This window comes from Actinokineospora sp. UTMC 2448 (assembly GCF_024760565.1).
GTDB lineage: Bacteria > Actinomycetota > Actinomycetes > Mycobacteriales > Pseudonocardiaceae > Actinokineospora > Actinokineospora fastidiosa.
In genome coordinates, this window is record NZ_CP031087.1 from 2204140 (window position 1) to 2225127 (window position 20988).

Sequence of the window (20988 nt, forward strand, 5' to 3'; positions counted from 1 at the left end):
TCAAAACGTTACGGTTGACTCGGGTGGGGTGTCAACTAAACTGCGACCCGTGTCCGACAGTGCTCCCCAGGACCTCGTCCTGACCATCCTCGGGGCGCACCTGCGGCCACGCGAGTCGGCCGCGGTGTGGTCCGGCGGGCTGGTGACCCTGCTCGGCGGCTTCGGCTACACGGCAGGGGCCAGCCGCGTCGCCCTCAACCGGCTGGTCGGCGGCGGACTGCTCGCGCGGGCCAGGGAGGGCAGGCTCGTGCACTACACGCTCACCCAGCGCGCGGTCGACGTCCTCGCCGAGGGCGACGAGCGCATCTTCGGCCTCGGCGCGGAGCGCCCCGGCCCGGTGGCCTGGACCGTGCTGTGGCACAGCATCCCCGAGGAGCGCCGCGACGCGCGGTCGCGGCTGGTGCGCAGGCTGCGCTTCCTCGGCTTCGGCCAGGTCCAGGACGGGGCCTGGCTCGCCGCGCACGACCGCGCCGCGCAGGTCACCCGGCTGTGCGCCGACCTCGGGGTGGAGCGCCACGCGGGCGTGCTGGTCGGCGCGCCGGTCCCCGGCTTCGCCGACTTCGCCCGCCGGGTGTGGGACCTCGACGCCCTGGCCGCCCGCTACCGCGCGTTCGTCACCGACTTCGCCGACATCCGCGCCGACTCCGACGCCGCGGCGTTCCACCTGCGGGTCCGGCTGGTGCACGCGTTCCGGCAGTTCGCGCTGCTGGACCCGGAACTGCCCGCCGACATCGTCGCGCCACCCCCCGACCGGGCCGCGGCCGTGCGGCTCTTCCATGACCGGTATCCCGCGCTGGAGGCCCCGGCGCGGCGGCACTTCGACGGAGTGATGACGCCGTGACGGATCAACCAGCGACCGACCAAGCAGCGACCGACCGTTCGGCCGCTCTGACCTACACCTCTTACCTCGCGCTCGACGAGGTCCTCGGCGCCCAGCGCCCCCGCTCCGACGAGCACGACGAGCCGCTGTTCATCGTCGTGCACCAGGTCTACGAGCTGTGGTTCAAGCAGATCCTGCACGAGCTGGCCCACCTGCAGGAGCGCCTGGCCGCGGGCGACACCGCGCACGCCGTGCGCACGCTGCGCCGCGTCCTGACCATCCTCAAGGTCGTCGTCGCCCAGATCGACGTGCTGGAGACGATGACCCCGCGCCAGTTCACCAGCTTCCGTGCCCGGCTGGACTCATCGAGCGGCTTCCAGTCGGCGCAGTTCCGCGAGCTGGAGGCCGTGCTCGGCCGCCGCGACCGCCGCGCGTTCGCCCACTACCCCGACGGCGGCGCCCAGCGCGCGTCGATCGAGGCCGCGATGAGCAGGCCGTCGCTGATGGACTCCTTCGTCGCCTACCTGGTCAAGCACGGCTACACCGTCCCCGACGCCGTCGTCTCGCGCGACGTGCGCGAGCCGTGGGCGGAGTGCCCCGAGTTCCAGCAGGTCCTGCTGCAGGTCTACACCGACGACGCCGGTCCCTCCACTGTGGCCGAACATCTCGTCGACCTCGACGAGGGCATGCAGGAGTGGCGCTACCGGCACGTCAAGATGGTCGAGCGGACCATCGGCGACAAGATGGGCTCGGGCGGCTCGGCGGGCGCGAAGTACCTGCGGGGCACCCTGTTCCAGCCGGTGTTCCCGGACCTGTGGGCCGTCCGGAGCGTGCTGTGAGCCTCGCCGAGCACTACACCCGCTTCCAGGTCTCCTCCCGGCTGCTGCTGACCGGCCACTCCCACCAGGCGTGGCCCGACGTGGCCAGGGACGCCCAGCTCGCCGCGTTCGACGCCGCGGCGTCCCTTGTGGACGGCAAGTGGGGCGAGGCGTTCGCCAAGGCCGACCGCGTGCGCGAGCACTTCCGCACGCTGCTGTCCGACCCCGGCGGCGACATCGCCCTGGGGCAGAACACCCACGAGCTGGTGATCCGCTTCCTGTCCGCGCTGGATCTGCGCGCGCGTCCCCGCCTGGTCACCACTGACGGCGAGTTCCACACGCTGCGCAGGCAGCTGTCCCGGCTCGCCGAGGCCGGGCTGGAGGTCGTGCGCGTGCCCGCCGCGCCCGCCGACACGCTCGCCGCCCGGCTGGCGTCCGAAGTGGACGACCGGACCGCCGCGGTCATGGTCTCCTCGGTGCTGTTCGAGACCTCGCGGATCGTCCCCGACCTCGGCGAGCTGATGGCAGCGTCGGCCAAGGTCGGCGCGGAGCTGCTGGTCGACGCCTATCACGCGCTCGGCGTGGTGCCGTTCCCGCTGGACAGGCAGGGCCTGGCGGACGCCTGGATCGTCGGCGGCGGCTACAAGTACCTGCAGCTGGGGGAGGGCAACTGCTTCCTGCGCCTGCCCGCCCACGCCCAGTCCCTCCGTCCCGTCCTGACCGGCTGGTTCGCCGAGTTCGACACCCTCGCCGCCGAGCGCGACCCGTCCCACGTCGACTACGCCCCCGGCGCGCACCGGTTCGCGGGCTCGACCTACGACCCCACCAGCCACTACCGCGCCGCCAGGGTCGCCGACTTCTTCGCCGAGCAGGGCCTCACCGACGCCGTGCTCCGCGAGATCTCCCTGCGCCAGACCACCCTGCTCGCGACCGAGTTCGACGCGCTCGACCTGCCGCCCGAGGTGATCACCCGCGATCGCGACCTGCCGAGGACGTCCTACGGCGGCTTCCTCGCCCTGCGCTCACCCAGGGCCGCCGAGCTGCAGAGCGCTCTGCGCGAGCGCGGCGTCCTCACCGACAACCGCGGCGAGCACCTGCGCTTCGGCCCCGCGCCGTACCTGACCGACGACCAGCTCCGCTCGGCGATGGCGGTGCTGAAGGAGGTCTGCTAGAACTCGCAACCAATGGTTGCGCATGCCGCGCCGGTCGAGTACCGTCGTTCGCAACCAAAGGTTGCAAATGGAGGTTCCCGTGGAATACGGCACGATCGAGCGGGAGATCCACGTCGACGCCTCGCCGGAGGTGGTCTTCGAGGTCGTCAGCCGCCCCGAGCACATCGCGCAGTGGTGGTCCGACGCCGCCGACTTCGACCCGACCCCGGGCGCGGTCGGCGAGCTCGTCTGGGGCGAGCGGGCGCAGGTCGCCCCGATCACCGTGGTCGACGCCCAGCCGCCCCGGCTGTTCTCGTTCCGCTGGTGCTACCCCGGCGACGACGTCAAGGCCGACACCGCGCTGCTGATCACCTTCGAGCTGACCCCGTCCGACGAGGGCACCACGGTCCGGATGACCGAGACGGGGTTCCGCGAGATGGGCTGGACGGAGGCCAAGCTGCTGGAGACCTACAACGACCACTGCTCGGGCTGGGACACCTTCATCCCCCGGCTCGCCGACTACATCGGGGGGCTGGTGTCGGCCCGGTGACCGCCGCCGTCGACGACGACCTGTGGTCGGCGGTGGGGGACCCGACCCGTCGGCGGATGCTCGACCTGCTCCTCGCCGACGGCGGCGGCACGGCCACCAGTCTCAGCGAGCGCCTGCCCGTGACGCGGCAGGCCGTCGCGAAGCACCTGGGCGTGCTCGACCGGGTGGGCCTGGTGCACGCCGCGCCCGCCGGTCGGGAGCGGCGCTACCGGGTCGACGAGGAGCAGCTCGCGCGCGCGGTCGCGCAGCTGTCCTCGGTCGGCGCGGCGTGGGACGCCCGCCTCCGCCGCATCAAGCTGATCGCCGAGGCCGTCCAGCGCGAGCGGGCCGACCAGGCCTGACGCGACCGGCGCGCCGCCTCCCGCACCCGAGCGCGCGGTCCCCGGTCATGGCCCAACCGGGGACCGCCCGGGGCGACCAGGCAGAATGTGGCGTCACGTGCGCACGGTTCGGGGAGGCAACAGCGGTGGGTCAGGGTGAGCTGCGCGGAGTCGTCGCGATGGACGGCCCCTCCGGCACCGGGAAGTCCACCGTGGCGAAGCGGCTGGCCGACAGGCTCGGCGCCGCCTACCTCGACACCGGGGCCATGTACCGGGCCGTCACGCTCGCCGTGCTGCGCGCGGGCGTCGACCCGGCCGACGGCGCCGCCGTCCTGCGCGTCGCCGAGAACACCGAGCTGGTCATCGGGGCCGAGGTGGGCGCCGGGGTGCGGCTGTCCGGCGAGGACGTCTCCGCCGAGATCCGCGGGCCCGAGGTGACCCTCGCGGTGTCCGCGGTCTCCGCCGTGCCCAAGGTGCGCGAGCGGCTCGTGGCGATGCAGCGGCGGATGATCAGCGAGGCCAAGGCCGTGCGCGGCGGCATCGTCGTCGAGGGGCGCGACATCGGCACCGTCGTGTCCCCCGACGCCGCGCTCAAGGTGTTCCTCACCGCCAGCGCCGACGCCCGCGCCGCGCGCCGGGCCAGGCAGGACAGCGCCGCGGGCCGCGAGGTGAGCGTCGACGCCACGCTCGCCGACGTCGAGCGCCGCGACCGGCTGGACTCCAGCCGCGCCGTCTCGCCCCTGCGCCCGGCCGCCGACGCCGTCGAGGTCGACACCACCGACCTGGACATCGACGGCGTGCTGGCCCGGCTGATCGAGCTGGTGGAGGAGCGTGGGCTGCGGGCCACCGCGGAGGCCAACGGCCGATGACCGGACGGGGGTCCCGGGCGCCCGACCTGCCCGAGGGCGCGGTGCCCCGGCTGGCCGACACGGCCCGCTGGATCGGCGCCTGGCTGCACCGGCCCGCCTTCCGCGTGCGGGTCAGCGGCCGGGAGCGCGTGCCGCGCACGGGCCCGGTCGTGCTCGTGGCCAACCACAGCTCGCTGCTGGAGCCGCAGCTCATCTACGGAATGCTGCCGCGCCGCTCGGTGTTCCTGGTCAAGGAGGAGTTGTTCCGCGGCGTCGCGGGGCGGCTGCTGCGCGGGATCGGCCAGCTGCCGATCCGCCGGGGCGAGGCCGACCGGGCGCCGCTGATGGCGGCGGTGCGGGTGCTGCGCGGCGGCGGGCTGGTCGGGGTGTTCCCCGAGGGCACCCGGGGCACCGGCGACGTCGCCGCGGCCGAGCAGGGCGCGGCATGGCTGGTGCGCACGTCCGGCGCCGTCGTGCTGCCGGTCGCCACCCGGGGAACGCGCAGGCCCGAGGGGTCGCGCAGGCGGTTCCGGCCGGTTGTCGACATGCTGGTCGGCGAACCGTTCGCGCTGGAGGTCGGGCGCGGCCGCACGGGCCTGGAAGAGGCCACCGAACAGATCCGGGTCCGCTTGGCGGGCCTGGTGCACGAACTAGACGAGAAGCGACGGGCATGACCGAACTGGATGGCACGTGGTCCGACGAGTCCGAATGGACCGCGGTCGCGGATATCGATGACGCCGATGGCGGGGACGCCGAGCCGCCGCAGCCGGTGCTGGCCATCGTCGGGCGGCCCAACGTGGGCAAGTCCACGCTGGTCAACCGGATCCTGGGCCGCCGGGAGGCGGTCGTGCAGGACGTCCCCGGGGTGACCAGGGACCGGGTGGCCTACGACGCGCAGTGGAGCGGGCGCAGGTTCACCGTGCTCGACACCGGCGGCTGGGAGCCCAAGGCCGAGGGCATGGCCGCCGCGGTCGCCGCGCAGGCCGAGTACGCGATGCGGCACGCCGACGCCGTGCTGGTCGTGGTCGACGCGACCGTGGGCGCCACGGCGACCGACGAGGCCGTCGCCCGCGTGCTGCGCCGCTCCAAGCGGCCCGTGCTGCTCGTGGCGAACAAGGTCGACGACGAGCGCCTGCTCGCCGACACCGCGTCGCTGTGGTCGCTGGGCCTGGGCGAGCCGTACCCGGTGAGCGCCCTGCACGGCCGCAACTCCGGCGACCTGCTCGACGCGATCCTGGCCGTGCTGCCGGAGACCCCGCGCGAGACCTACAGCGCCACCGTCGGCGGCCCGCGCCGGGTCGCGCTGGTCGGCAGGCCCAACGTGGGCAAGTCGAGTTTGCTCAACCGGCTGACCGGCGAGGACCGCGCCGTCGTCGACGCCGTCGCGGGCACCACCGTCGACCCGGTGGACTCCCTGGTGGAGCTGGACGACCAGGTGTGGCGGTTCGTCGACACCGCGGGTCTGCGCAAGCGCGTCAACTTCGCCAGCGGCGCGGAGTACTACGCCTCGCTGCGCACCAAGGGCGCGATCGAGTCCGCCGAGGTGGCGATCGTGCTGCTGGACGCCAGCGAGCCCATCTCCGAGCAGGACCTGCGGGTGCTGACGATGGTCGTCGAGGCGGGACGGGCGTGCGTGCTCGCGCTCAACAAGTGGGACCTCGTCGACGAGGACCGGCGCAACGAGCTGGAGCGGGAGCTGGAGCGCGGCCTGGTGCGGGTCACCTGGGCCGAGCGGGTCAACGTGTCCGCGCTGACCGGCCGCGCCGTGCGCAAGCTCGCCCCCGCCCTGCGCACCGCGCTGGACTCCTGGGACCAGCGCATCCCGACCGGACGGCTCAACGGCTGGCTCAACGACCTGGTGGCCGCCACCCCGCCGCCGGTGCGCGGCGGCAAGCAGCCCAAGATCCTCTTCGCCACCCAGGCCAGCACCCGCCCGCCGACGTTCGTGCTGTTCACGACCGGGTTCCTGGAGGCTGGCTACCGCCGCTTCGTGGAGCGCAGGCTGCGCGAGGAGTTCGGCTTCGCGGGCAGCCCCATCCGGATCTCGGTGCGGGTGCGGGAGAAGAAGCAGCGCCGCTAGCGGGCGTGCTCGCGCAGCAGCTTGGCGGTCAGCTCCGGGCGCTCCCACCAGAACAGGTGGCCCACGTCCGGCATGACCTCCAGGCGCGCGCCGGGGATCGCGCCCGCGACGTGGGCGGCGTTGGCGAAGGTGACCACCTCGTCGGCGGTGCCGTGCACGACCAGCGTCGGGACGTCGATCCCGGCGAGGTCGGCCACGGCGTCGTGCCGGAGCGCGGCCTGCTGCTGCATCATGATCACCTGCCCCGGCACCCGCTCGGCCAGCGCGGCGTCGGCGAACCGGGCGAACCAGGACTCGTCCACGCGCAGCGCGGGGGAGAGGTTGACCTCGTAGCTCGCGCGCATCGTCTCCCGGACGTCGCCGGTGGCACGGGCCCTGGCGATGCGGCTCAGCCCCGGACTGCCCAGCGTGCCGCCCTTGCCCGCGTACGTGCACCCGAGCGTCAGCGTGCGCACCCTCTCCGGGTGCCGGATGGCCACCTGCTGGGCGACCATCCCGCCGAGGCTGACGCCGAAGACGTTGGCGTCGCTCCAGCCGAGCGCGGCCATCAGCGCGGCGGCGTCGTCGGCGAGGTCGGTGATCTCGTACGGCGGCTCCGCCCGGCTGCTGTCGCCGATGCCGCGGTGGTTGAACGCGACGACGTCGAAGTCGCGCTCCAGATCGGACAGCAACGCCTCGCCCCACATCAGGTGGTGGCCCGCCATGCCCTGGATGAGCAGGAGCGGCAGACCCTCGCCGCGGCGCACGTAATGCAGTGAGCGGTCACCCAGATCGGCGATGGGCACGGCGGTTTCTCCTGTCGTCGGACGGGGTCAAGGTTAGGCTCAGAACCCCGGACGGGGGAGGACAGACGTGGCCGCTGACACACCCATCCGCGTCGTCCTCGCCGACGACGAGCCGCTGCTGCGGCACGGCCTGCGCGTGCTGCTGACCGCGGGCGGACGGGTCGAGGTCGTCGCCGAGGCGGGCGACGGAGCCGAGGCGATCGCCGCCGTCCGGCTGCACCGGCCGGACGTGCTGCTGCTGGACGTGCAGATGCCCAGGATGGACGGCCTGACCGCGCTGCGCGAACTCGCCGACGTGCCCGTCGCCACCGCCATCCTGACCACTTTCGACCTCGACGACTACGTGGCCCGCGCGCTGGACCTGGGCGCGGCGGGCTTCCTGCTCAAGGACGCCGAGCCCGACGTGCTCGTCCGCGCCGTGGTCGACCTCGCCGCGGGCGGCGCGGTGCTCGACCCCAGGATCACCGCGCGCCTGCTGCCCCGGCTCCGCGGCGCCGGGCTGTCCCTGCGCCGCGCCCAGGCGATCGACGCGCTGAGCGCGCGCGAGCGGCAGGTGCTGGAGCAGTTGGCCGACGGCCGCGCGAACGCGGCCATCGCCGAGACGCTGGGGCTGACGGAGGCGACGGTGAAGAGCTACGTGTCGCAGGTGCTGACCAAACTGGGCGTCCACAATCGCGTCCAGGCCGCGCTCCTGCTGCACGGCGTGGACGTGCTGGCCGAGGACCGGTTATGACCCGGTGGGCGCGGCTGTGCAGGCCGGGACCGGTCGGGAGGCGCGTCGGCCTCGAGGTCCTCGCGGTGGGGCTCCCGCTGCTGGCCGTGCTGATGTCGTACCCGCCGAGCCCGTGGGCGCTGCCGGTGGCGATCGCCGCCTGCCTGGCGCTGCCGCTGCGCCTGAAGTGGCCGTGGCTGGCGTTCGCGCTGTGCCTGCCCGCCCTCTACGGCGGTCTCGGCTGGCCGCCCGCGCTGGTGGCGCTGTTCCGCGTCGGCATGTGCGCGCCCACGGTCCGGCTGGTGGTCGCCGCCGTGGCTGCCGTCTTCCTGACGGTGCAGGTGGCGAACCAGTTCGGCATGGACGAGGTCCTGGCCAACCAGATCATGAGCGCGCTGTTCTCCGTGGTCGTCCCCGCAGGCCCGGCCGCCCTGGGCGTCCTGGTCCGCCTGCGCGCCGAACTCAGCGCCACCCTCGCCGAACGCGACCAGGCCCGCCGCGCGGAGCTGCATGCCCGCCTGGACAGCGCCAGAGCAGACGAACGCGCCCGCATAACCCGCGAGATCCACGACGCCGTCGGCCACAACACCACCCTGATCGCCGTCCAGGCGGCAGCCCTCTCGGCCACCACCACCGACCCCACGGCCCGGGAGACCGCCGACCACCTCCGCCGACTCGCCAAGCAGTCCCTCGCGGAGATGCGCGCCGCCCTGGGCCTGACCGGCACGGACAGCCCCCAGGGCCTGCCCGAGCTCCCAGCCCTGATCGCCCAAGCCCAAGCCGCGGGCGTGGACGTCGAATTCACCCCCGTCGCCGCCACCCCCAGCCCACTGATCAGCCGAGCCCTGTACCGGGTCGTCCAGGAGGCCCTCACCAACGCGGTCAAACACGCCCCCGGCGCCCCCATCACGGTCACCCTGACCCGGGACGCCGCCCACATCGTCGCCACCGTGGTCAACGGAACCCCCACCCGACCCCCGGCGGACCTGACTCCCGGCGGCACCGGCCTGGAGGGCCTGACCGAACGCGTCCGCACCGCAGGCGGCACCCTGACCACCACAAACCTCCCCGACGGCGGCTTCTCCCTCCGAGCCGCCCTCCCCGCCCACGATCCGTCGAAAGTAGCCCCCACACCCCCGACTTCCGGCGGTAGCCACCCCCTCCCCACTCGGCAATAGTCCGACATGCTCCCGTGGGCAAGTCGGGGACCACCGGAGCACATCGGGGGTGGTGAGGGACCTGTCGCCGGGGGACAGGCCCCTCACCCCACCCCGGTGCGACCCCCCACAACCCCCATGCGCTAGTCTTCACTCCGCAAGACAGACCGGGCTGTGGCGCAGCTTGGTAGCGCACTTGACTGGGGGTCAAGGGGTCGCAGGTTCAAATCCTGTCAGCCCGACCAGAGAGGCCGCGAAGACGCAGGTCAGAGCGGTTTCCCGCCGGTTCTGTCGTATGCAGGCCCCGGGGTATCCAGGATTTATCCAGGATGGCCCGGGGCTTTCGCACGTCTAGGCCGCTGCCAGTTCGGCAACCGCCGCCGCGCGGCCCACGTCCAGGGCGTCCGCCACGACGTCGAGCCGGTCGGGCCACAGGTGCCCGTACACGTCGAGCGTCATCGCGGCGTCTCGGTGCCCGAGCATCTGTTGCACGACCTTCACGTCCGCCCCGGCGGCGATGGCCAGCGAGGCCGCCGTGTGCCTCAGCTTGTGCGGGGTGAGGCCCTTCACCTTGAGCTTGGCCGCCGCCACCGCCGCGTTGAACTCCCGGACCCGCCAGTTATTGGCCCGCAGTGACAGTCCCCGCGCGGTGCGGAACACCAGCTCGTCATCGTCGCGACCGGCGATGAGCGCCCGCAGCTCGGGCACCAGCGAGGCCGGGATGGCGACCGTGCGCGCCTTGCCGGTCTTCGGCGGCCCCACGTGCTGGACCCCGCCGAGCTCGTAGAACGTCCTCACCACCCGGATGCGGCGGTTGGCGAGGTCGACATGCCGGACGAGCAGCGCGGCGGCCTCACCCCATCGCAGCCCGGTGTAGGCGAGCAGCAGGATCAGGACCCGGTTGACTGCGGCGCCCGCCGTCGGCCGGTTGTACTTGGTCCGCAGGGTGCCCGCCGCCGTGGCCAGCAGCTCCACCTGCCGGTACGTGAGGTAGACGTGTTCGGCATCGGGCGCGACGGGCACGGTCACGCCCTTGGCCGGGTTGCTGGGCAGCCGCGCGGGCACGCACCAGCCGAGGACCATACTCAGCACTCGGTAGGCGTGCCGCGCCTGGGACGGCCCGAGGCCGCTGCCGCCCTGGTCCTTCGACCTGACCAGCTTCGCAACCCAGACCGCGACGTCTTCCTTGGTGATGGCGTTCAGGGGCAGGTCACCCCAGCGAGGAAGAACGTGGTTGTCGAGCAGGCCCCGGTACTTCCACCAGGTCGAGGGCCGCAGTTCGTGCCGCGACTCCAGCCACTTCTCCGCGATCTCGCCGAGGCGCACCTTGCCCGCGGTCGGGTCGACATAGGTTCCCGTCGACAACGACTGTTCCAGCTCCCGCTGCCGGTTCTCCGCGAGAGTCTTGGTCGACATGCTCTCCGAGCGCTGCCGGTTGGTGCGGTCGAGGTACATCACCATCCAGCGGCCCGGAGGCTTGCGACCGGCCTCTTTCGCCTTCGCCGCAAGCTTTTTGTACGAAGCCGTTTTCGACCGGTCGTAAATCCACACGCGAGCCATCAGACGGCCCCCGGCTGACTGTCCACCCAGGCGTAAACGTCCTCGGGCCGGAACTTGACGTACTTGCCGATCCGGCGACCAGGCGGACCGTACCGCTTCGACCGCCACTGGTAGATCGTCTGGAGCGGGACCCCCAGGAACTCAGCGAGTTCCTTCGGCCCCCAGAGCTTGCTCATGACCGGTTCTCCTCTCGGTAGGCGCGTTGGCGGTGCGCTCGTTTGCTCTCTGCGATGGCGGCGGCGAGTTCGCGTTCGGCGTCGTTGTGGTGGCCGACTCCGGCGAAGTCCCATTCACCGATCACGACGACGGTTTCGGGGTCGAGGTCGGCGGCGGCGAGGAGTTCGGCGAGCCGGAACGCGCGGCGGTCGCCGCGGATCGCGCCGAAGGTGGTGGAGTAGGCGCGGCTCTTGGTGAGGAAGTGGCCGCGGAAGCCGAGCATGTGTGCCCAGCGCCGCAGGTTGAGCGTGGCGTAGTCGGCGTGTTCGCCGAGGTCCCAGCAGGTCTGGATCATGCGGCGGTGGTGGTCGGACACGCGCAGGAAGTCAATGTCGGCTTGTGAGCGGATCGGGCGGTCGGCCGCCTCAGACTTTCCGGTGCCCTTGGTGGCGTATTTGGCCACGTATCCGGCGAGGGCGTCCTCACCGATGCCGTCCTGGTCGTCGTCGCCCTGGTCGCGGGTGATGGTGCGGACGTTGACCTGCGCCCCGAAGGCGAGGGGGAGCGTGGTGCCGTCGGGGCGGACGGTCTCCACCGACACCGCCGCTGCGGCGGAGCGGACGGCCTGGTCGAGCACGTCGGCCGTGGCCCAGGCCGGGGGTGGTGTCTCATGCCCGCGCGGTCCGTCGAGGCGGATCACCGCGTGGAAGTGCACGAGGCCGCGTCGCTGGTATTCGGCGACCTTGCCGTAGGACAGGCGTAGGTGGTCGGCGAGTTCGCCGACGCGGAGCCCGCCGAGGTTGGCCAGCCTGCGTCGCAGGTAGGTGGTGAACCTGTTCCAGAGCGCGCCGCTGTGGGCTTGCCAGAGCACCGCGCCCACGTAGTCGTAGGCGTCGGGGTCCAGGGGTGCGCCGAGGCGCGGGTCGTGGTCGTGGTGGAACTCGCCACAGGCGCACGGGCGCCGCTTGCCCCCGGCGGTGGTGGGCTGGTTGTGCACGCGGCCGAATGAGGGCGGGGTGAGGGTGACGAACGCCCGAGGGTGCCCGGTGACGGTGGTGGGGACGCCCTTGTGTCCACCGGACAGGCCCGCACGCATCAGGTGGAACGCGTCGGCCGCGTAGCGGTCCGAGCAAGCCGGGCAGACGGCTTCGCGGCGGTTGCCGCAGGGCACCATCACGGTTCCGCTGTGGTGGTGGATCAGCCGCTCCGTGAGGGTGTCCACCAGCCCGTACTCGCCGGAAAGCCGGATCGGCTTCGCGCATCCGCCCGTGGCCTCGACCTTGGCGCGCCAGTCGTGGTAGTCGGCGCGGCGGATGCGGTCGGCGATCATGTCATCGAGTAGTGCGGTCATGCGGTCCTCCCTTCCGGGGACAGCAGCGGGCGGGCCGAGACGTGTGGTGTCCCAGCCCGCCCGCTGGCGGTGTGTTCGGTTGTCAGGCCACGGTGTGGCCGTTGGTGGTGTGGTCGGCGAGCACGCGCGCGGCGAGGGCGTCGGAGAGCCGCACCACGGCTTGCACGTCCGCCACGGTGGGTGTGCGGCCTTGCTCTCGGGCGGTGGTGATCGAGGCGGCGACCTTGGCTGCCAGGTCGTCCGGGAGCCGGACCCTGCCCGGTGCCGGTGCCGGTGCCGGTGCGTGTGCGGGTGCCGGTGTGGGAGCGGCGGGCGGGGCGCTGGGCGTAGTCGGCGCAAGCGCGGGTGCCGTCGCGGGCACCTCCGGCGCCGGTAGCGGGGCCGGTTCGGGTGTGGGGTTGGTGGTGTCGGTCATGGTGGTGGCCGTCTTGGCCGCCGTGCACATCTGTTGAACCACGGGCATGACTTCGGCCAGGTAGAACACGATCAGCGGGATCACCAGGTGGACGAAGAAGCTGCCGAGGTTGAACGTCACGCCGTCGAAGACCGGCAGGGTCGGGACCACGTTCATCACCAGCGTGGAGAACAACAGCAGCCGCTTCAGACGGCGCACCGCCGAGGCGGTGACGTCCAGACCACGGGCGAGCATCTCGGCTTCCCAGCGCAGCAGTGTCACGAGGATGCCCGCGAACGCCGGTTCGACCAGCCACGCCGCCCACCACATCGGGTCAGCGAGGGTGTAGCCGCGGGCAAGGAAGTCGTGCACCCCCGCAGTGGTGTAGCCCAGGCCGCAGGCCAGGAAGAACCACAACCAGCGGGTCACCGACACCCGTAGCCGTTCGGCCCGGACGGCGTTGAGACGAGGGTCTGCCAGCAGGGGCAGCATCTGCCGCGCTTCGGCCAGGGCGTCCCCGAGCTTGCGGACCGCTTTGGTTCGGCCATCGGCTGCGGCTTCCTCGGGCGGGTCCGGCGGGGTGTCCGGGGTGGACATGGTGTGTTCCTCCTTTCCGGACACCGCAACGGGTCCGAGGGTCAGGCGAGGGGGCGTAGCGCGGTCCAGCGCGCCAGGAGCTTGTGACCGGATTTGGTCAGGCGAAGCGGGGTGACCGGTTTGCGGACCGCGCCGTGCAGACAGGTCACGGTGTCGCGGGGCGGGCGGCGTTCCACGTAGCGCTGTTCCAGCAGGGACAGCGTGATGTCCTCATCGGTGGACAGCCGGACGCGGGTGTCGTCCTCGAACGCAACCACGCGGTCCGACGCGTCGAGCATGCCGAGGCCGCCGTGGTGGATCAGGTCGAGCACTTCGGCGACCAGTTCCGGGCGCTGCGGCCGGAGCTTGCGGCCCCGGCGAGGGCGCGGCACGTCCGGCGGGGCGGTCGGGGGAGCGGGGTCGGGTGTGGGGGCGAACAGGTCGATCTGGTCGCTCATGACGCCCCCTCGTGCCGTAGGGCGGTGAGGTAGTCGCGGCCACGGCCGGTGAGCCAGCAGTAGACCCGTCCCTCGTCGTGGCCGCGTCCGAGTTCGTCGCCGAGCAGGACCTCATCGCGTGCCCAGGTGGCTGCCTCCTGTTGCGCGGCGGGCAGCGGCGTGCACTCCGCCTCATCCGCCCTGCGCGGACCCTGCCAGGCCTCCCAGAACAACGTCTCGGCAGCGGCGTAGGCGAGCACCTGCTCCAGCGCGTGCAGGTCGATCCACGGCGGCACACTGCGGACGAGGCCCGACGCCCTCACGGCGTTCACCGTGGCCTCCCCGGCAGCCGTGCCCGGTCGCCCTCCCGAGCCGCCACGCCGGTCAGCGCCGAGCGTGCCCCGTAGAGCACCGCGCCCACGACCAGGGCGACGATCCAGAACAGCGCCGAGAAACCGGTGCCCATCCAGACCAGGGCGAGCAGCAGCAGCCCGCCGCCGCCGTACTTGAGGTACCGGCCCGCCGACCACAGACGGAACCCGATGCGCCACATTCGGATCAGCTCCCTTCCAGCAGGTTAAGCAGCGCGCGACCGCGCTGGGTCAGGTGCAGTGCGACCACGGCGACGGGTTCGCCGCCCTCGGTGGGCAGGCTGCGGGGCGGGCCGGACTCGCTCAGGAATCCGGCGTCGAGCAGACTCGTCGCGGCGGTCAGGGCGTGGCCGTCCAGTTGCTCCAGCCCAGGCCCGTCGCTGGACCACACGCGGGCGCGGCTTGCGTAGAGTTCTTCCGCGCCCGCCAGGACCAGCACCCCGTAGGCGGTGTCACGCTCGGTCGAGCCGAGACGGTCCAGCATGGCCCGGTACGAGCGAGTCGCCTCGTCATCGGTTCGCGTAGTCACGTCGGTTTCCCTTCCAGGAGTTCGAGCAGGCGACGGCCCTCGCCGGTGATGACCAGGCGTCCGGCGGTGACCTCCTCGCCGGTGTCGTCGGTCCAGGAGTGCGCGCGGGTGTCGGCCGGGTCCGGGACGGCCATGCCCGCCGCGCTGAGGTCGAACACCGCGATGCGCAGGTCCCTGGGCAGCTCCACGAGCACCCCGCGGCGGTGGCTTTCCTGCCACGCCTGCGACCACCCGATATGGACGCCCTCGGTCAGCACCAGGCGCAGCGCCGAGACCAGCTCGCGCGGCTGGCGGCGGCTGGTGAACAGGAACTCCTCGGCGCTCTGGGCGGTGTCGGCCATCACGGCACCTCCCCGGCACCGTCGCAGCCCCAGCACGCCGTCTCCGGGCCGTCCGGGGTGTGGCCGTGGCCGTCGCAGTCCCCGCACAGCCGGGTCAGACCCGCGCCCCGGCAGACCCCGCAGGTCTCGATGCCGAGGACGACGTGCGGGCGGGTGCGGTCGGTGACGGCGATGAGGCCGCCACCGTTGCAGGCGTTGCAGGTGTCGTAGGGCTCGGTGAGGTCGAGCACCGAGCCGAGCAGCATTGTCATGCCAGTTTCCTTTCCAGGATGGGAAGAACGCGCGTGGACAGCCCCCGCAAGCGGCGGGGGCGAGGCGCTAGAGACAGCGCGTACTCATGGTGGCCGGTTCGTCCGCGCCACCAGGGAACGCGCGGGGGTGGAAAGATCAGGCCCGGTTGCTCAGGCGTGGCGGCGCCGGAACAGCGACGCGGAGAAGGTCACGACGAGGATGAGCGCGCTGTAGAGCAGGAACGCGCCGAGGTGTTCGGGCAGCTCCAGCGAGCGGGCAGTGGGGATGATCAGCGCCGCCGCGATCAGCAGACGCACAACGTTCGAAAGCATGGCTAGGCCACCACCTTCAGGTAAGAGTCATTGTTTCCGGACAGGACGAACGCGACCAGCTCGGTGATCTCGTGGTCGTCGGTGAACGCCGCGCGGATGCGCTGTGGGGCGCGGGTGCGGGGGCGGATGACGAACCCGATACCGGCGGTCTCCGGCAGGTTGGGGATTTCGTCGGCCAGCGCGCCACGGGCGCGGGCGTCCTCACCGAGCACCATGTCCACGTGTGCGGCCGAGGTGACGCGCAGGCAGACGCGGCAGGTGAACAGGTCCCGGATCGGCACCACGTCCTTGGACGGTTCCTGGACCAGGCCCCACATGCGGTGCCCGGTCGCCCGCCCCTGGGTGGCGATCACGGCCAGGTCCTTACGCAGCAGCCGCGCGATGTCGGAGTAGGCGGTGATCGCGCCGATCTCGTCCAGGATCAGCAGGTTCAGCGGCGTCTCCCGCGACACCGTGATCTTGCGATCCTTCACGGCCTTGAGATGGCGCTGGGTTGCCGCCATGTCCGCGCGGAACTCGCGCACCAGGTCCGCGATCGTGTACGGGTCGTCGCCGTCCTCGTCGTCGGGCTCGGTGATGGCGGAGTACCGGTAGGCGATGGGGGCCAACGCCGCGAACTCGCTCTGCTTGGGGTCGGCCAGCCACAGGCGGACCAGGCCCGCGCGGATCATCGGGGCCAGCGCCCGCAGCGCGGCCAGGATGACACTGTTCTTGCCCGCCCCGGTCGCCCCCGCCACGAAGACGTGCTCGCGGTCGACGCCGATGCGAAACTCGGTGGCGAACTCCGTCTCGCCGATGTAGACGCTGCCCAGGTCCACCGAGCCCACGTCCTGCGGCATCTCCGGTGCCGGGATCACCTCGGTGAACGGTTCTGCCCGTTGGATGATCAGTGAGATCACCCGCGGCTTGACCTTCTCCACCCCGACCCGTTCGGCCTTGAGACAGTCCGCCAGTTCCGGCAGCTTGTCCTGCCACGTGGCCGCCGACTGGCCCGGGGCGAGCTTGACCCGAAGCACGTCGATGGTCGGTGACCAGCAGCGCACCGCGAGGATGCGCGGGAACCGCTCCTCACCGCTGCGCCGGTTCGCGGTCGTCAACCCGCAGTCCAGCACGGCGTTGCGCCACCGCCAGCCCATGTAGGTCACCCAGCGGCGCCGCCACGCCCGCAGCACCGGCAACGCGTAGCGGTCGAAGGTGTCCGGGTGCGCCCGATACCAGCCACACAACCCCACCGCCGCCGCACCGGCCGACCAGGAGCCCACCTCCAACGCCGCATCCGCGCCCAGCGCCCCCACCGCCACACTCGGCGCACCCGGCAGCAGCAGCGAGCCCGGGTGCTGCACCACCCACCGAGCCACCCGGAACTCCGCGCCCGTCCGGCGCTTACTCGTCTCGCCCATCACCCGCGCTCCCTTCCTGTCTTGACACGAAATCGGCCCGCACAACCCCGGCTAGGGACTGTGCGGGCCGATCCCGACGTACGTATTGGTTGTGGTCAGTCGTCGCCGAAGCACCCGGCGTGGTCGGCGATCTCCACCGTCAGCGCCGCGACCGCAGTCGTCAGACGCTTGTGCGTGATGCCGAAGAACTCACGGCGAATCTTGATCTCGTCCACCGCCTTCTTCAGCTTGTTCATCGCCTGATCCACCTCGTGCAACGTGTTCTCGACCCGCATGCTCATCAGGGCCTCCACTCCCGCGCCACCATGTCGCGCTCGTAGTGCTTCGCGGTCTCCCGCAGGTCATCCAGCTTGTCCTGTGCCTTGACCCGCAAGGCGTGCATCTCCCGCTTGTCCTTCACCCGCCAGCTCAACCCGGTCGGGTTGAACCTGCGCAGCAAGGACTTCGTCTCATCCAGTGCTTCCTGGACCTCGTCCAACGCCGAGATCAGCGCCAGGTAACGCTCCTGCGCTTCCTCAACCTTCGTCGTCGTCGCCACCGGGGGGACCCCTTCCTACTCGCAGTCGTTGTCAGCGACCCAGTTCAGCCGGGTCAGGTTCGCGATCGTTATCGCGATCTCGCGCTTGGCCCGGCGCACCGTGACGTGCTCCCCGACGTCATCACCGTCGGCCGTCAACGCCCCGCCCGCCTGGTCCAGCACCCGAATCAGGTCCTCGATCTGCTTCACCACGCTCACCCCTTCCTGATCATCTGCCGTGCCACGCGAAGCCCTTCGGCATAGCCCGCCTTGAACTCCGTCGAGCGCACATCCACCCACGACGGCACATCCCGTCCCTGCCGGTCGACCAACGCCACCAACCGGTGCCGCACCCGACCCTCACGCACCCTGCGCGTCATGCCCGCCTCCCTTCCTCGGACACCAAGACCCCCGGAACACCCGCAGGCGGCCGGGGGTCAACGTCTCCGCCCGGCACCCGCAGGCACCGGGAGAAGGCATGGATCGGCCCACTGTGGAATTGACAAAGAACAAACAGCCCACGAAAACGGCTTAAGAAAACGAATCCCCAGAAAGGTCACGGGCGATCAGTCACGCCCGGATGAAGCTGCGGACTATGCCGCCGCGCGCACCGCCGTCGCCGGGGTGACGCCCGAGGCGCGCCAGGCCAGACCGGATCGGCCCTCGTTCTCCCAGAACGTGATGCGCGGGTTGATCAGCTCCACGCGCATCCCCTCGACGATCTCGTCACCCGGGTCCGTCTCCAACGTCACCTTGATCTCCTCGCCCTTGCCCGCACGGCCCGTCTCCGGGTCCGGCAGCGGCTTGGCGAACAGCGCCACCACGAACAGGGTCGCGCCGGTCTGCTTGTCCACGGCGACGCTCTGGCGGCCGTCCTTCTCCGTCATCTTCGTCGTCGGAGCCTCCACCACCTGGAACTTGAAGTTCTCCAGAAGCACCGGGATGTTCCGCATGTCTCCTCCTAGGTTTGCGTGTTTGCGCTCAAACCCGCATACCTACAAGCTACGGCAGTGATGGCGGTCGCGCAAGGGGTTTGCGCGCAAACTGGCAAACATGCAGTAAGATGGGGGTATGGAGCCCCAGAGGACGGCCACGGCGCAGCCCATCGCGCTGACCATCGCGGACGATCTGCGCATTGCGATCGAGACGGGTGCGTTGAAGGCGGGTGAGTCTCTGCCCACCCTGCAGGACCTCATCCTCAGGTACAGGTGTTCGACCACTACGGCTCGCACGGCGATCTCGCTGCTCAAGCAGCAGGGGCTTATCGAGGGGGGCCGCGGTAAGCCCCCGGTCGTGCGGCCACGGCCGCGACGCGTCGAGCGCAGCTCCACACGGCACCAGATCGAGAAGAACCTGGCGCGGGAGTCCGAGGAGGTGCGACGGGGAAGCGGTGTCGCCGAGGACGACCTGGCCGGTTCCTTCGACGACTTCGATCTGGATGCGCGGTACCGCGCCGTCGCGGCCGACCAAGACCTAGCCGACGCGTTCCGGGTGCCCGAGGGAACCGCGCTGCTTCGCAGGGACTACGCCCACTACGACAAGCGCACCGGCGCCCTAGCCGCGTCGTCGGTGTCCTGGCTTCCGCAGGACCTGGTTGACCGAAACCCCGCTATCGCCGACCCCGCCCGGGCCGCGTGGCCTGGTGGCACCATGCACCAGCTCTACACCGTCGGCGTCGAGGTCGATCGGGTGGTCGACTATGTGACCGCGGCTATGCCCACCACAGTCCAGGCGCAGGCGTGGAACCTCACCGACGGGGTGCCGCTGATCCTGGTGCGTCGCATCTCGATTGACGTTGACGATCGCGTTGTCGAGGTCACGGACGCGCAGTACCCGGCTGATCGAACTATGCTTACTTTTGAGACTCAGCTCACCCGATGGGATTCCGAATGACTCGCCTGATCTCAGTGATTACCCCCGCTTACGCGCCGTTGGCGGAATACTTTTCACAAACCATCGATAGTGTGTTGAGTCAGCGCCTACCGGAGGGCTGGGACATAGAGTGGCTTGTCCAAGAAGACGGCGAGACTCCCCGGCTGGAGGCTCAACTCGCCGGCAAGCGACGAGTTAGGTACTCAGCCAACCGGGCGCACACCGGGATCGCCGCCACGAGGAACCTTGCCCTTACGCGAGCACGCGGGGAGTTCGTCCAGATTCTTGACCACGACGACGTTCTACTACCCGACGCATTCACGAAGGTGTTGACCGCGTTCGAAGACGACACAGTCGGGTGGGCAGTCGGTCAAGCAGACGATCTCTTGCCGGACGGTACCCGACGTCAGTACGAGTCCGCACTGCCCTTCGGTAAGGTCCGGGCCGGAGTCGTGAACGACTGGGCAATCGAACACGGCGGAAACTGGCCGATCCATTGCGCAGGTCTACTTATGCGGACCCAGCTCGTGCGCGCCTTCGGCGGATGGGGCGGCAGTCCCGTCGATGACGACATCATCATGTTCAGCGCCATTTCAGAATGCGTCGACGGCGTCAACTTTCCGGAAACGACGTGGCTGTACCGGGTACACGACCGTCAGACTCACAAGAGCGCTCAATGGCGCGAACGTAGCCGAGACGGCCGTCAGATCGCCCTACAGCGGGTCGAAGCGATCCGCGCGGTCGGCATCTCTGTCGCCGGAAGCCTATCCGCCGTACCGGCCGAATCTGTCACTGTCGGCCCAGCCGCCAAGGACGACGCAGACGGGGCCGCCTGGTGGAAGTAAAGGAGTGGGGCAGGTCTATAGCGCCTGCCCCACTTCGAAGCGCTAGCCCTCAGGATTCGGGCGCACCGCTCGAATGATCACGTCCAACTTCGCATCCATATCGGACAGTCGACCGCCGATTTCATCCAGCCGGTTTCCGTGCCTGGTCTGAGTCGCGGCGATCTGCCCTAGCATCTCGTAAATCGACTGAACGTCATTGTCGAGCTGGCGGACCTTTCGGCCAATCTCAGCCGGACTTGACATGCTTCCTCCCTCAGCGTCGACCAGTCGAGCCTACACCAGCAGACCTACCGCCCGCGCCTGGTGATCGGTCCTGACCGGCGTGTTCAAAGTTTCTTTTCTTGTTCAAGGCGGGCGGCCTACCGGCCGCCCGCGGGCACCCATGCCCATCCCGGTCGGCGAACACCGCGCGGGGCGTGCGGCCTGCGGCCGGTCCCCGCGCGGCACGCCGACCGAACAGGCGTGCCCACGAGAACCAGGTAGGCGCCCGCCAGAGCAGAAGGACAAGAGCATGCGCTCGCCGCGCGGCAGGCCAACAGGATGGCGGGCAGGGCGCTCGGGCTGCGGTTCGTCGGTGGCTGCCTGCCATCCCGACGACCTCCCAGAGGGCTACCACGGTGCCCACCAGGCGCGCGGAGCTTGGCACCGGCTCAGACCCGCCCGAGGTCCCCGGGGGACCCGCTCAGGCCCCGGTCACGTCGTGTGCGGGGACCTCGGGCAGCTCAGCGCCCACGCTGCGGTAGCGTCGAGGGCCGCACGCCTGGCGACCACCGTGGTAGGGCTACGCCAGGTCGACGGGATGGCAGGAAGCCCCCGCCTAGTGTGTGTCCAGAGA

General features: G+C 71.0%; 31 protein-coding genes and 1 tRNA gene. 13 read left to right on the forward strand and 19 right to left on the reverse strand.

Annotated elements, in window-relative coordinates:
- Window positions 1-49: 49 nt before the first annotated feature.
- From Actkin_RS10480 to der, 8 genes are all read left to right on the forward strand, one after another.
- Window positions 50-841 carry a PaaX family transcriptional regulator gene (locus Actkin_RS10480; protein ID WP_189214241.1) on the forward strand — a complete coding sequence of 264 codons (792 nt, stop codon included), beginning with the start codon at window positions 50-52 and terminating at the stop codon, window positions 839-841.
- Window positions 838-1659, forward strand: coding sequence for a tryptophan 2,3-dioxygenase (locus tag Actkin_RS10485; protein WP_189214242.1), 822 nt, complete (start codon window positions 838-840; stop codon window positions 1657-1659). The genes Actkin_RS10480 and Actkin_RS10485 overlap by 4 nt, the downstream gene beginning before the upstream one ends.
- Window positions 1656-2810 (forward strand): kynureninase/PvdN C-terminal domain-containing protein, encoded by a 1155-nt coding sequence (locus tag Actkin_RS10490; protein WP_258906882.1) that lies wholly within the window; start codon window positions 1656-1658, stop codon window positions 2808-2810. Before Actkin_RS10485 ends, Actkin_RS10490 begins: the two co-directional genes overlap by 4 nt.
- Window positions 2811-2889: 79 nt before the next feature.
- Complete coding sequence (locus tag Actkin_RS10495; RefSeq protein WP_189214244.1) at window positions 2890-3339, forward strand: SRPBCC family protein; 450 nt, start codon at window positions 2890-2892, stop codon at window positions 3337-3339.
- Window positions 3336-3680, forward strand: coding sequence for an ArsR/SmtB family transcription factor (locus Actkin_RS10500; protein WP_189214245.1), 345 nt, complete (start codon window positions 3336-3338; stop codon window positions 3678-3680). Before Actkin_RS10495 ends, Actkin_RS10500 begins: the two co-directional genes overlap by 4 nt.
- 158 nt (window positions 3681-3838) lie before the next feature.
- A complete protein-coding gene (cmk, locus tag Actkin_RS10505; protein ID WP_229787809.1) occupies window positions 3839-4528 on the forward strand; it encodes a (d)CMP kinase in 690 nt (229 codons plus the stop codon).
- Entirely contained in the window at window positions 4525-5181 is a 657-nt protein-coding gene (locus tag Actkin_RS10510) for a lysophospholipid acyltransferase family protein (RefSeq protein WP_258906883.1), read from the forward strand. The genes cmk and Actkin_RS10510 overlap by 4 nt, the downstream gene beginning before the upstream one ends.
- Complete coding sequence (gene der, locus Actkin_RS10515; protein ID WP_189214248.1) at window positions 5178-6587, forward strand: ribosome biogenesis GTPase Der; 1410 nt, start codon at window positions 5178-5180, stop codon at window positions 6585-6587. The genes Actkin_RS10510 and der overlap by 4 nt, the downstream gene beginning before the upstream one ends.
- Here the strand turns inward: der and Actkin_RS10520 are convergent.
- Complete coding sequence (locus Actkin_RS10520) at window positions 6584-7372, reverse strand: alpha/beta fold hydrolase (RefSeq protein WP_258906884.1); 789 nt, start codon at window positions 7370-7372, stop codon at window positions 6584-6586. The genes der and Actkin_RS10520 overlap by 4 nt on opposite strands.
- Before the next feature lie 67 nt (window positions 7373-7439).
- On the opposite strand from Actkin_RS10520, the gene Actkin_RS10525 reads away from it, so the two are divergent.
- The 3 genes from Actkin_RS10525 to Actkin_RS10535 all read left to right on the forward strand — a co-directional run bounded on the left by Actkin_RS10525 (window position 7440) and on the right by Actkin_RS10535 (window position 9486).
- Entirely contained in the window at window positions 7440-8105 is a 666-nt protein-coding gene (locus tag Actkin_RS10525) for a response regulator (RefSeq protein ID WP_189214250.1), read from the forward strand.
- Window positions 8102-9262: a sensor histidine kinase gene (locus Actkin_RS10530; RefSeq protein ID WP_258906885.1), complete on the forward strand. Its 1161-nt coding sequence runs from the start codon at window positions 8102-8104 to the stop codon at window positions 9260-9262. The genes Actkin_RS10525 and Actkin_RS10530 overlap by 4 nt, the downstream gene beginning before the upstream one ends.
- Window positions 9263-9409: 147 nt before the next feature.
- Window positions 9410-9486 (forward strand) — tRNA-Pro (locus Actkin_RS10535).
- Between the two features lie 106 nt (window positions 9487-9592).
- Here the strand turns inward: Actkin_RS10535 and Actkin_RS10540 are convergent.
- The 17 genes from Actkin_RS10540 to Actkin_RS10620 all read right to left on the reverse strand — a co-directional run bounded on the left by Actkin_RS10540 (window position 9593) and on the right by Actkin_RS10620 (window position 18389).
- Window positions 9593-10696, reverse strand: coding sequence for a tyrosine-type recombinase/integrase (locus Actkin_RS10540; RefSeq protein ID WP_258906886.1), 1104 nt, complete (start codon window positions 10694-10696; stop codon window positions 9593-9595).
- Between the two features lie 104 nt (window positions 10697-10800).
- Window positions 10801-10977, reverse strand: coding sequence for a helix-turn-helix transcriptional regulator (locus Actkin_RS10545; protein ID WP_258906887.1), 177 nt, complete (start codon window positions 10975-10977; stop codon window positions 10801-10803).
- Window positions 10974-12308: a replication initiator gene (locus Actkin_RS10550; RefSeq protein WP_258906888.1), complete on the reverse strand. Its 1335-nt coding sequence runs from the start codon at window positions 12306-12308 to the stop codon at window positions 10974-10976. Before Actkin_RS10550 ends, Actkin_RS10545 begins: the two co-directional genes overlap by 4 nt.
- An 82-nt stretch (window positions 12309-12390) precedes the next feature.
- Window positions 12391-13299, reverse strand: coding sequence for a hypothetical protein (locus tag Actkin_RS10555; protein WP_258906889.1), 909 nt, complete (start codon window positions 13297-13299; stop codon window positions 12391-12393).
- Between the two features lie 41 nt (window positions 13300-13340).
- Window positions 13341-13736, reverse strand: coding sequence for a hypothetical protein (locus tag Actkin_RS10560; RefSeq protein ID WP_258906890.1), 396 nt, complete (start codon window positions 13734-13736; stop codon window positions 13341-13343).
- The gene (locus Actkin_RS10565) at window positions 13733-14047 is read right to left on the reverse strand and encodes a hypothetical protein (RefSeq protein WP_258906891.1); all 315 of its coding nucleotides are present in this window, start codon (window positions 14045-14047) and stop codon (window positions 13733-13735) included. The genes Actkin_RS10560 and Actkin_RS10565 overlap by 4 nt, the downstream gene beginning before the upstream one ends.
- A complete protein-coding gene (locus Actkin_RS10570) occupies window positions 14044-14268 on the reverse strand; it encodes a hypothetical protein (RefSeq protein WP_258906892.1) in 225 nt (74 codons plus the stop codon). Before Actkin_RS10570 ends, Actkin_RS10565 begins: the two co-directional genes overlap by 4 nt.
- 5 nt (window positions 14269-14273) lie before the next feature.
- A complete protein-coding gene (locus Actkin_RS10575) occupies window positions 14274-14615 on the reverse strand; it encodes a hypothetical protein (protein ID WP_258906893.1) in 342 nt (113 codons plus the stop codon).
- A complete protein-coding gene (locus Actkin_RS10580; protein ID WP_258906894.1) occupies window positions 14612-14956 on the reverse strand; it encodes a hypothetical protein in 345 nt (114 codons plus the stop codon). The genes Actkin_RS10575 and Actkin_RS10580 overlap by 4 nt, the downstream gene beginning before the upstream one ends.
- Entirely contained in the window at window positions 14956-15207 is a 252-nt protein-coding gene (locus Actkin_RS10585; protein WP_258906895.1) for a hypothetical protein, read from the reverse strand. The genes Actkin_RS10580 and Actkin_RS10585 overlap by 1 nt, the downstream gene beginning before the upstream one ends.
- 150 nt (window positions 15208-15357) lie before the next feature.
- The gene (locus Actkin_RS10590) at window positions 15358-15519 is read right to left on the reverse strand and encodes a hypothetical protein (protein ID WP_258906896.1); all 162 of its coding nucleotides are present in this window, start codon (window positions 15517-15519) and stop codon (window positions 15358-15360) included.
- A gap of 2 nt (window positions 15520-15521) precedes the next feature.
- Window positions 15522-16919: an FtsK/SpoIIIE domain-containing protein gene (locus Actkin_RS10595; RefSeq protein ID WP_258906897.1), complete on the reverse strand. Its 1398-nt coding sequence runs from the start codon at window positions 16917-16919 to the stop codon at window positions 15522-15524.
- 95 nt (window positions 16920-17014) lie between these two features.
- Window positions 17015-17200: a hypothetical protein gene (locus Actkin_RS10600; protein WP_258906898.1), complete on the reverse strand. Its 186-nt coding sequence runs from the start codon at window positions 17198-17200 to the stop codon at window positions 17015-17017.
- Window positions 17200-17457: a hypothetical protein gene (locus Actkin_RS10605; RefSeq protein ID WP_258906899.1), complete on the reverse strand. Its 258-nt coding sequence runs from the start codon at window positions 17455-17457 to the stop codon at window positions 17200-17202. The genes Actkin_RS10600 and Actkin_RS10605 overlap by 1 nt, the downstream gene beginning before the upstream one ends.
- A gap of 15 nt (window positions 17458-17472) precedes the next feature.
- Complete coding sequence (locus Actkin_RS10610; RefSeq protein WP_258906900.1) at window positions 17473-17649, reverse strand: hypothetical protein; 177 nt, start codon at window positions 17647-17649, stop codon at window positions 17473-17475.
- Window positions 17650-17651: 2 nt separating this feature from the next.
- Window positions 17652-17816 carry a hypothetical protein gene (locus Actkin_RS10615; RefSeq protein WP_258906901.1) on the reverse strand — a complete coding sequence of 55 codons (165 nt, stop codon included), beginning with the start codon at window positions 17814-17816 and terminating at the stop codon, window positions 17652-17654.
- Between the two features lie 213 nt (window positions 17817-18029).
- Window positions 18030-18389 (reverse strand): YdcP family protein, encoded by a 360-nt coding sequence (locus Actkin_RS10620; RefSeq protein ID WP_258906902.1) that lies wholly within the window; start codon window positions 18387-18389, stop codon window positions 18030-18032.
- Between the two features lie 118 nt (window positions 18390-18507).
- Between Actkin_RS10620 and Actkin_RS10625 the strand changes: the two genes are divergently transcribed.
- Both Actkin_RS10625 and Actkin_RS10630 read left to right on the forward strand, forming a co-directional pair.
- Window positions 18508-19329, forward strand: a complete 822-nt coding sequence (locus Actkin_RS10625) for a GntR family transcriptional regulator (RefSeq protein ID WP_258906903.1) — start codon at window positions 18508-18510, stop codon at window positions 19327-19329.
- On the forward strand, window positions 19326-20153 hold the full coding sequence (locus Actkin_RS10630; protein ID WP_258906904.1) for a glycosyltransferase: 828 nt from the start codon (window positions 19326-19328) through the stop codon (window positions 20151-20153). Before Actkin_RS10625 ends, Actkin_RS10630 begins: the two co-directional genes overlap by 4 nt.
- A 42-nt stretch (window positions 20154-20195) precedes the next feature.
- On the opposite strand, the gene Actkin_RS10635 is transcribed toward Actkin_RS10630, so the two are convergent.
- The gene (locus Actkin_RS10635) at window positions 20196-20396 is read right to left on the reverse strand and encodes a hypothetical protein (RefSeq protein WP_258906905.1); all 201 of its coding nucleotides are present in this window, start codon (window positions 20394-20396) and stop codon (window positions 20196-20198) included.
- Between the last annotated feature and the right edge of the window lie 592 nt (window positions 20397-20988).

Excerpts from the sequence above, each read along its gene's own strand:
- Actkin_RS10540 (WP_258906886.1), bottom strand. The coding sequence starts at position 10,696 with ATGTACCTCGACCGCACCAACCGGCAGCGCTCGGAGAGCATGTCGACC.
- Actkin_RS10635 (WP_258906905.1), bottom strand. The coding sequence starts at position 20,396 with ATGTCAAGTCCGGCTGAGATTGGCCGAAAGGTCCGCCAGCTCGACAAT.
- Actkin_RS10570 (WP_258906892.1), bottom strand. The coding sequence starts at position 14,268 with ATGTGGCGCATCGGGTTCCGTCTGTGGTCGGCGGGCCGGTACCTCAAG.
- Actkin_RS10630 (WP_258906904.1), top strand. The coding sequence starts at position 19,326 with ATGACTCGCCTGATCTCAGTGATTACCCCCGCTTACGCGCCGTTGGCG.
- Actkin_RS10560 (WP_258906890.1), bottom strand. The coding sequence starts at position 13,736 with ATGAGCGACCAGATCGACCTGTTCGCCCCCACACCCGACCCCGCTCCC.
- Actkin_RS10585 (WP_258906895.1), bottom strand. The coding sequence starts at position 15,207 with ATGACAATGCTGCTCGGCTCGGTGCTCGACCTCACCGAGCCCTACGAC.
- Actkin_RS10595 (WP_258906897.1), bottom strand. The coding sequence starts at position 16,919 with ATGGGCGAGACGAGTAAGCGCCGGACGGGCGCGGAGTTCCGGGTGGCT.
- Actkin_RS10620 (WP_258906902.1), bottom strand. The coding sequence starts at position 18,389 with ATGCGGAACATCCCGGTGCTTCTGGAGAACTTCAAGTTCCAGGTGGTG.
- Actkin_RS10555 (WP_258906889.1), bottom strand. The coding sequence starts at position 13,299 with ATGTCCACCCCGGACACCCCGCCGGACCCGCCCGAGGAAGCCGCAGCC.
- cmk (WP_229787809.1), top strand. The coding sequence starts at position 3,839 with ATGGACGGCCCCTCCGGCACCGGGAAGTCCACCGTGGCGAAGCGGCTG.
- Actkin_RS10590 (WP_258906896.1), bottom strand. The coding sequence starts at position 15,519 with ATGCTTTCGAACGTTGTGCGTCTGCTGATCGCGGCGGCGCTGATCATC.
- Actkin_RS10545 (WP_258906887.1), bottom strand. The coding sequence starts at position 10,977 with ATGAGCAAGCTCTGGGGGCCGAAGGAACTCGCTGAGTTCCTGGGGGTC.
- Actkin_RS10510 (WP_258906883.1), top strand. The coding sequence starts at position 4,525 with ATGACCGGACGGGGGTCCCGGGCGCCCGACCTGCCCGAGGGCGCGGTG.
- Actkin_RS10615 (WP_258906901.1), bottom strand. The coding sequence starts at position 17,816 with ATGACGCGCAGGGTGCGTGAGGGTCGGGTGCGGCACCGGTTGGTGGCG.
- Actkin_RS10625 (WP_258906903.1), top strand. The coding sequence starts at position 18,508 with ATGGAGCCCCAGAGGACGGCCACGGCGCAGCCCATCGCGCTGACCATC.
- Actkin_RS10580 (WP_258906894.1), bottom strand. The coding sequence starts at position 14,956 with ATGGCCGACACCGCCCAGAGCGCCGAGGAGTTCCTGTTCACCAGCCGC.
- Actkin_RS10550 (WP_258906888.1), bottom strand. The coding sequence starts at position 12,308 with ATGACCGCACTACTCGATGACATGATCGCCGACCGCATCCGCCGCGCC.
- der (WP_189214248.1), top strand. The coding sequence starts at position 5,178 with ATGACCGAACTGGATGGCACGTGGTCCGACGAGTCCGAATGGACCGCG.
- Actkin_RS10530 (WP_258906885.1), top strand. The coding sequence starts at position 8,102 with ATGACCCGGTGGGCGCGGCTGTGCAGGCCGGGACCGGTCGGGAGGCGC.
- Actkin_RS10600 (WP_258906898.1), bottom strand. The coding sequence starts at position 17,200 with ATGAGCATGCGGGTCGAGAACACGTTGCACGAGGTGGATCAGGCGATG.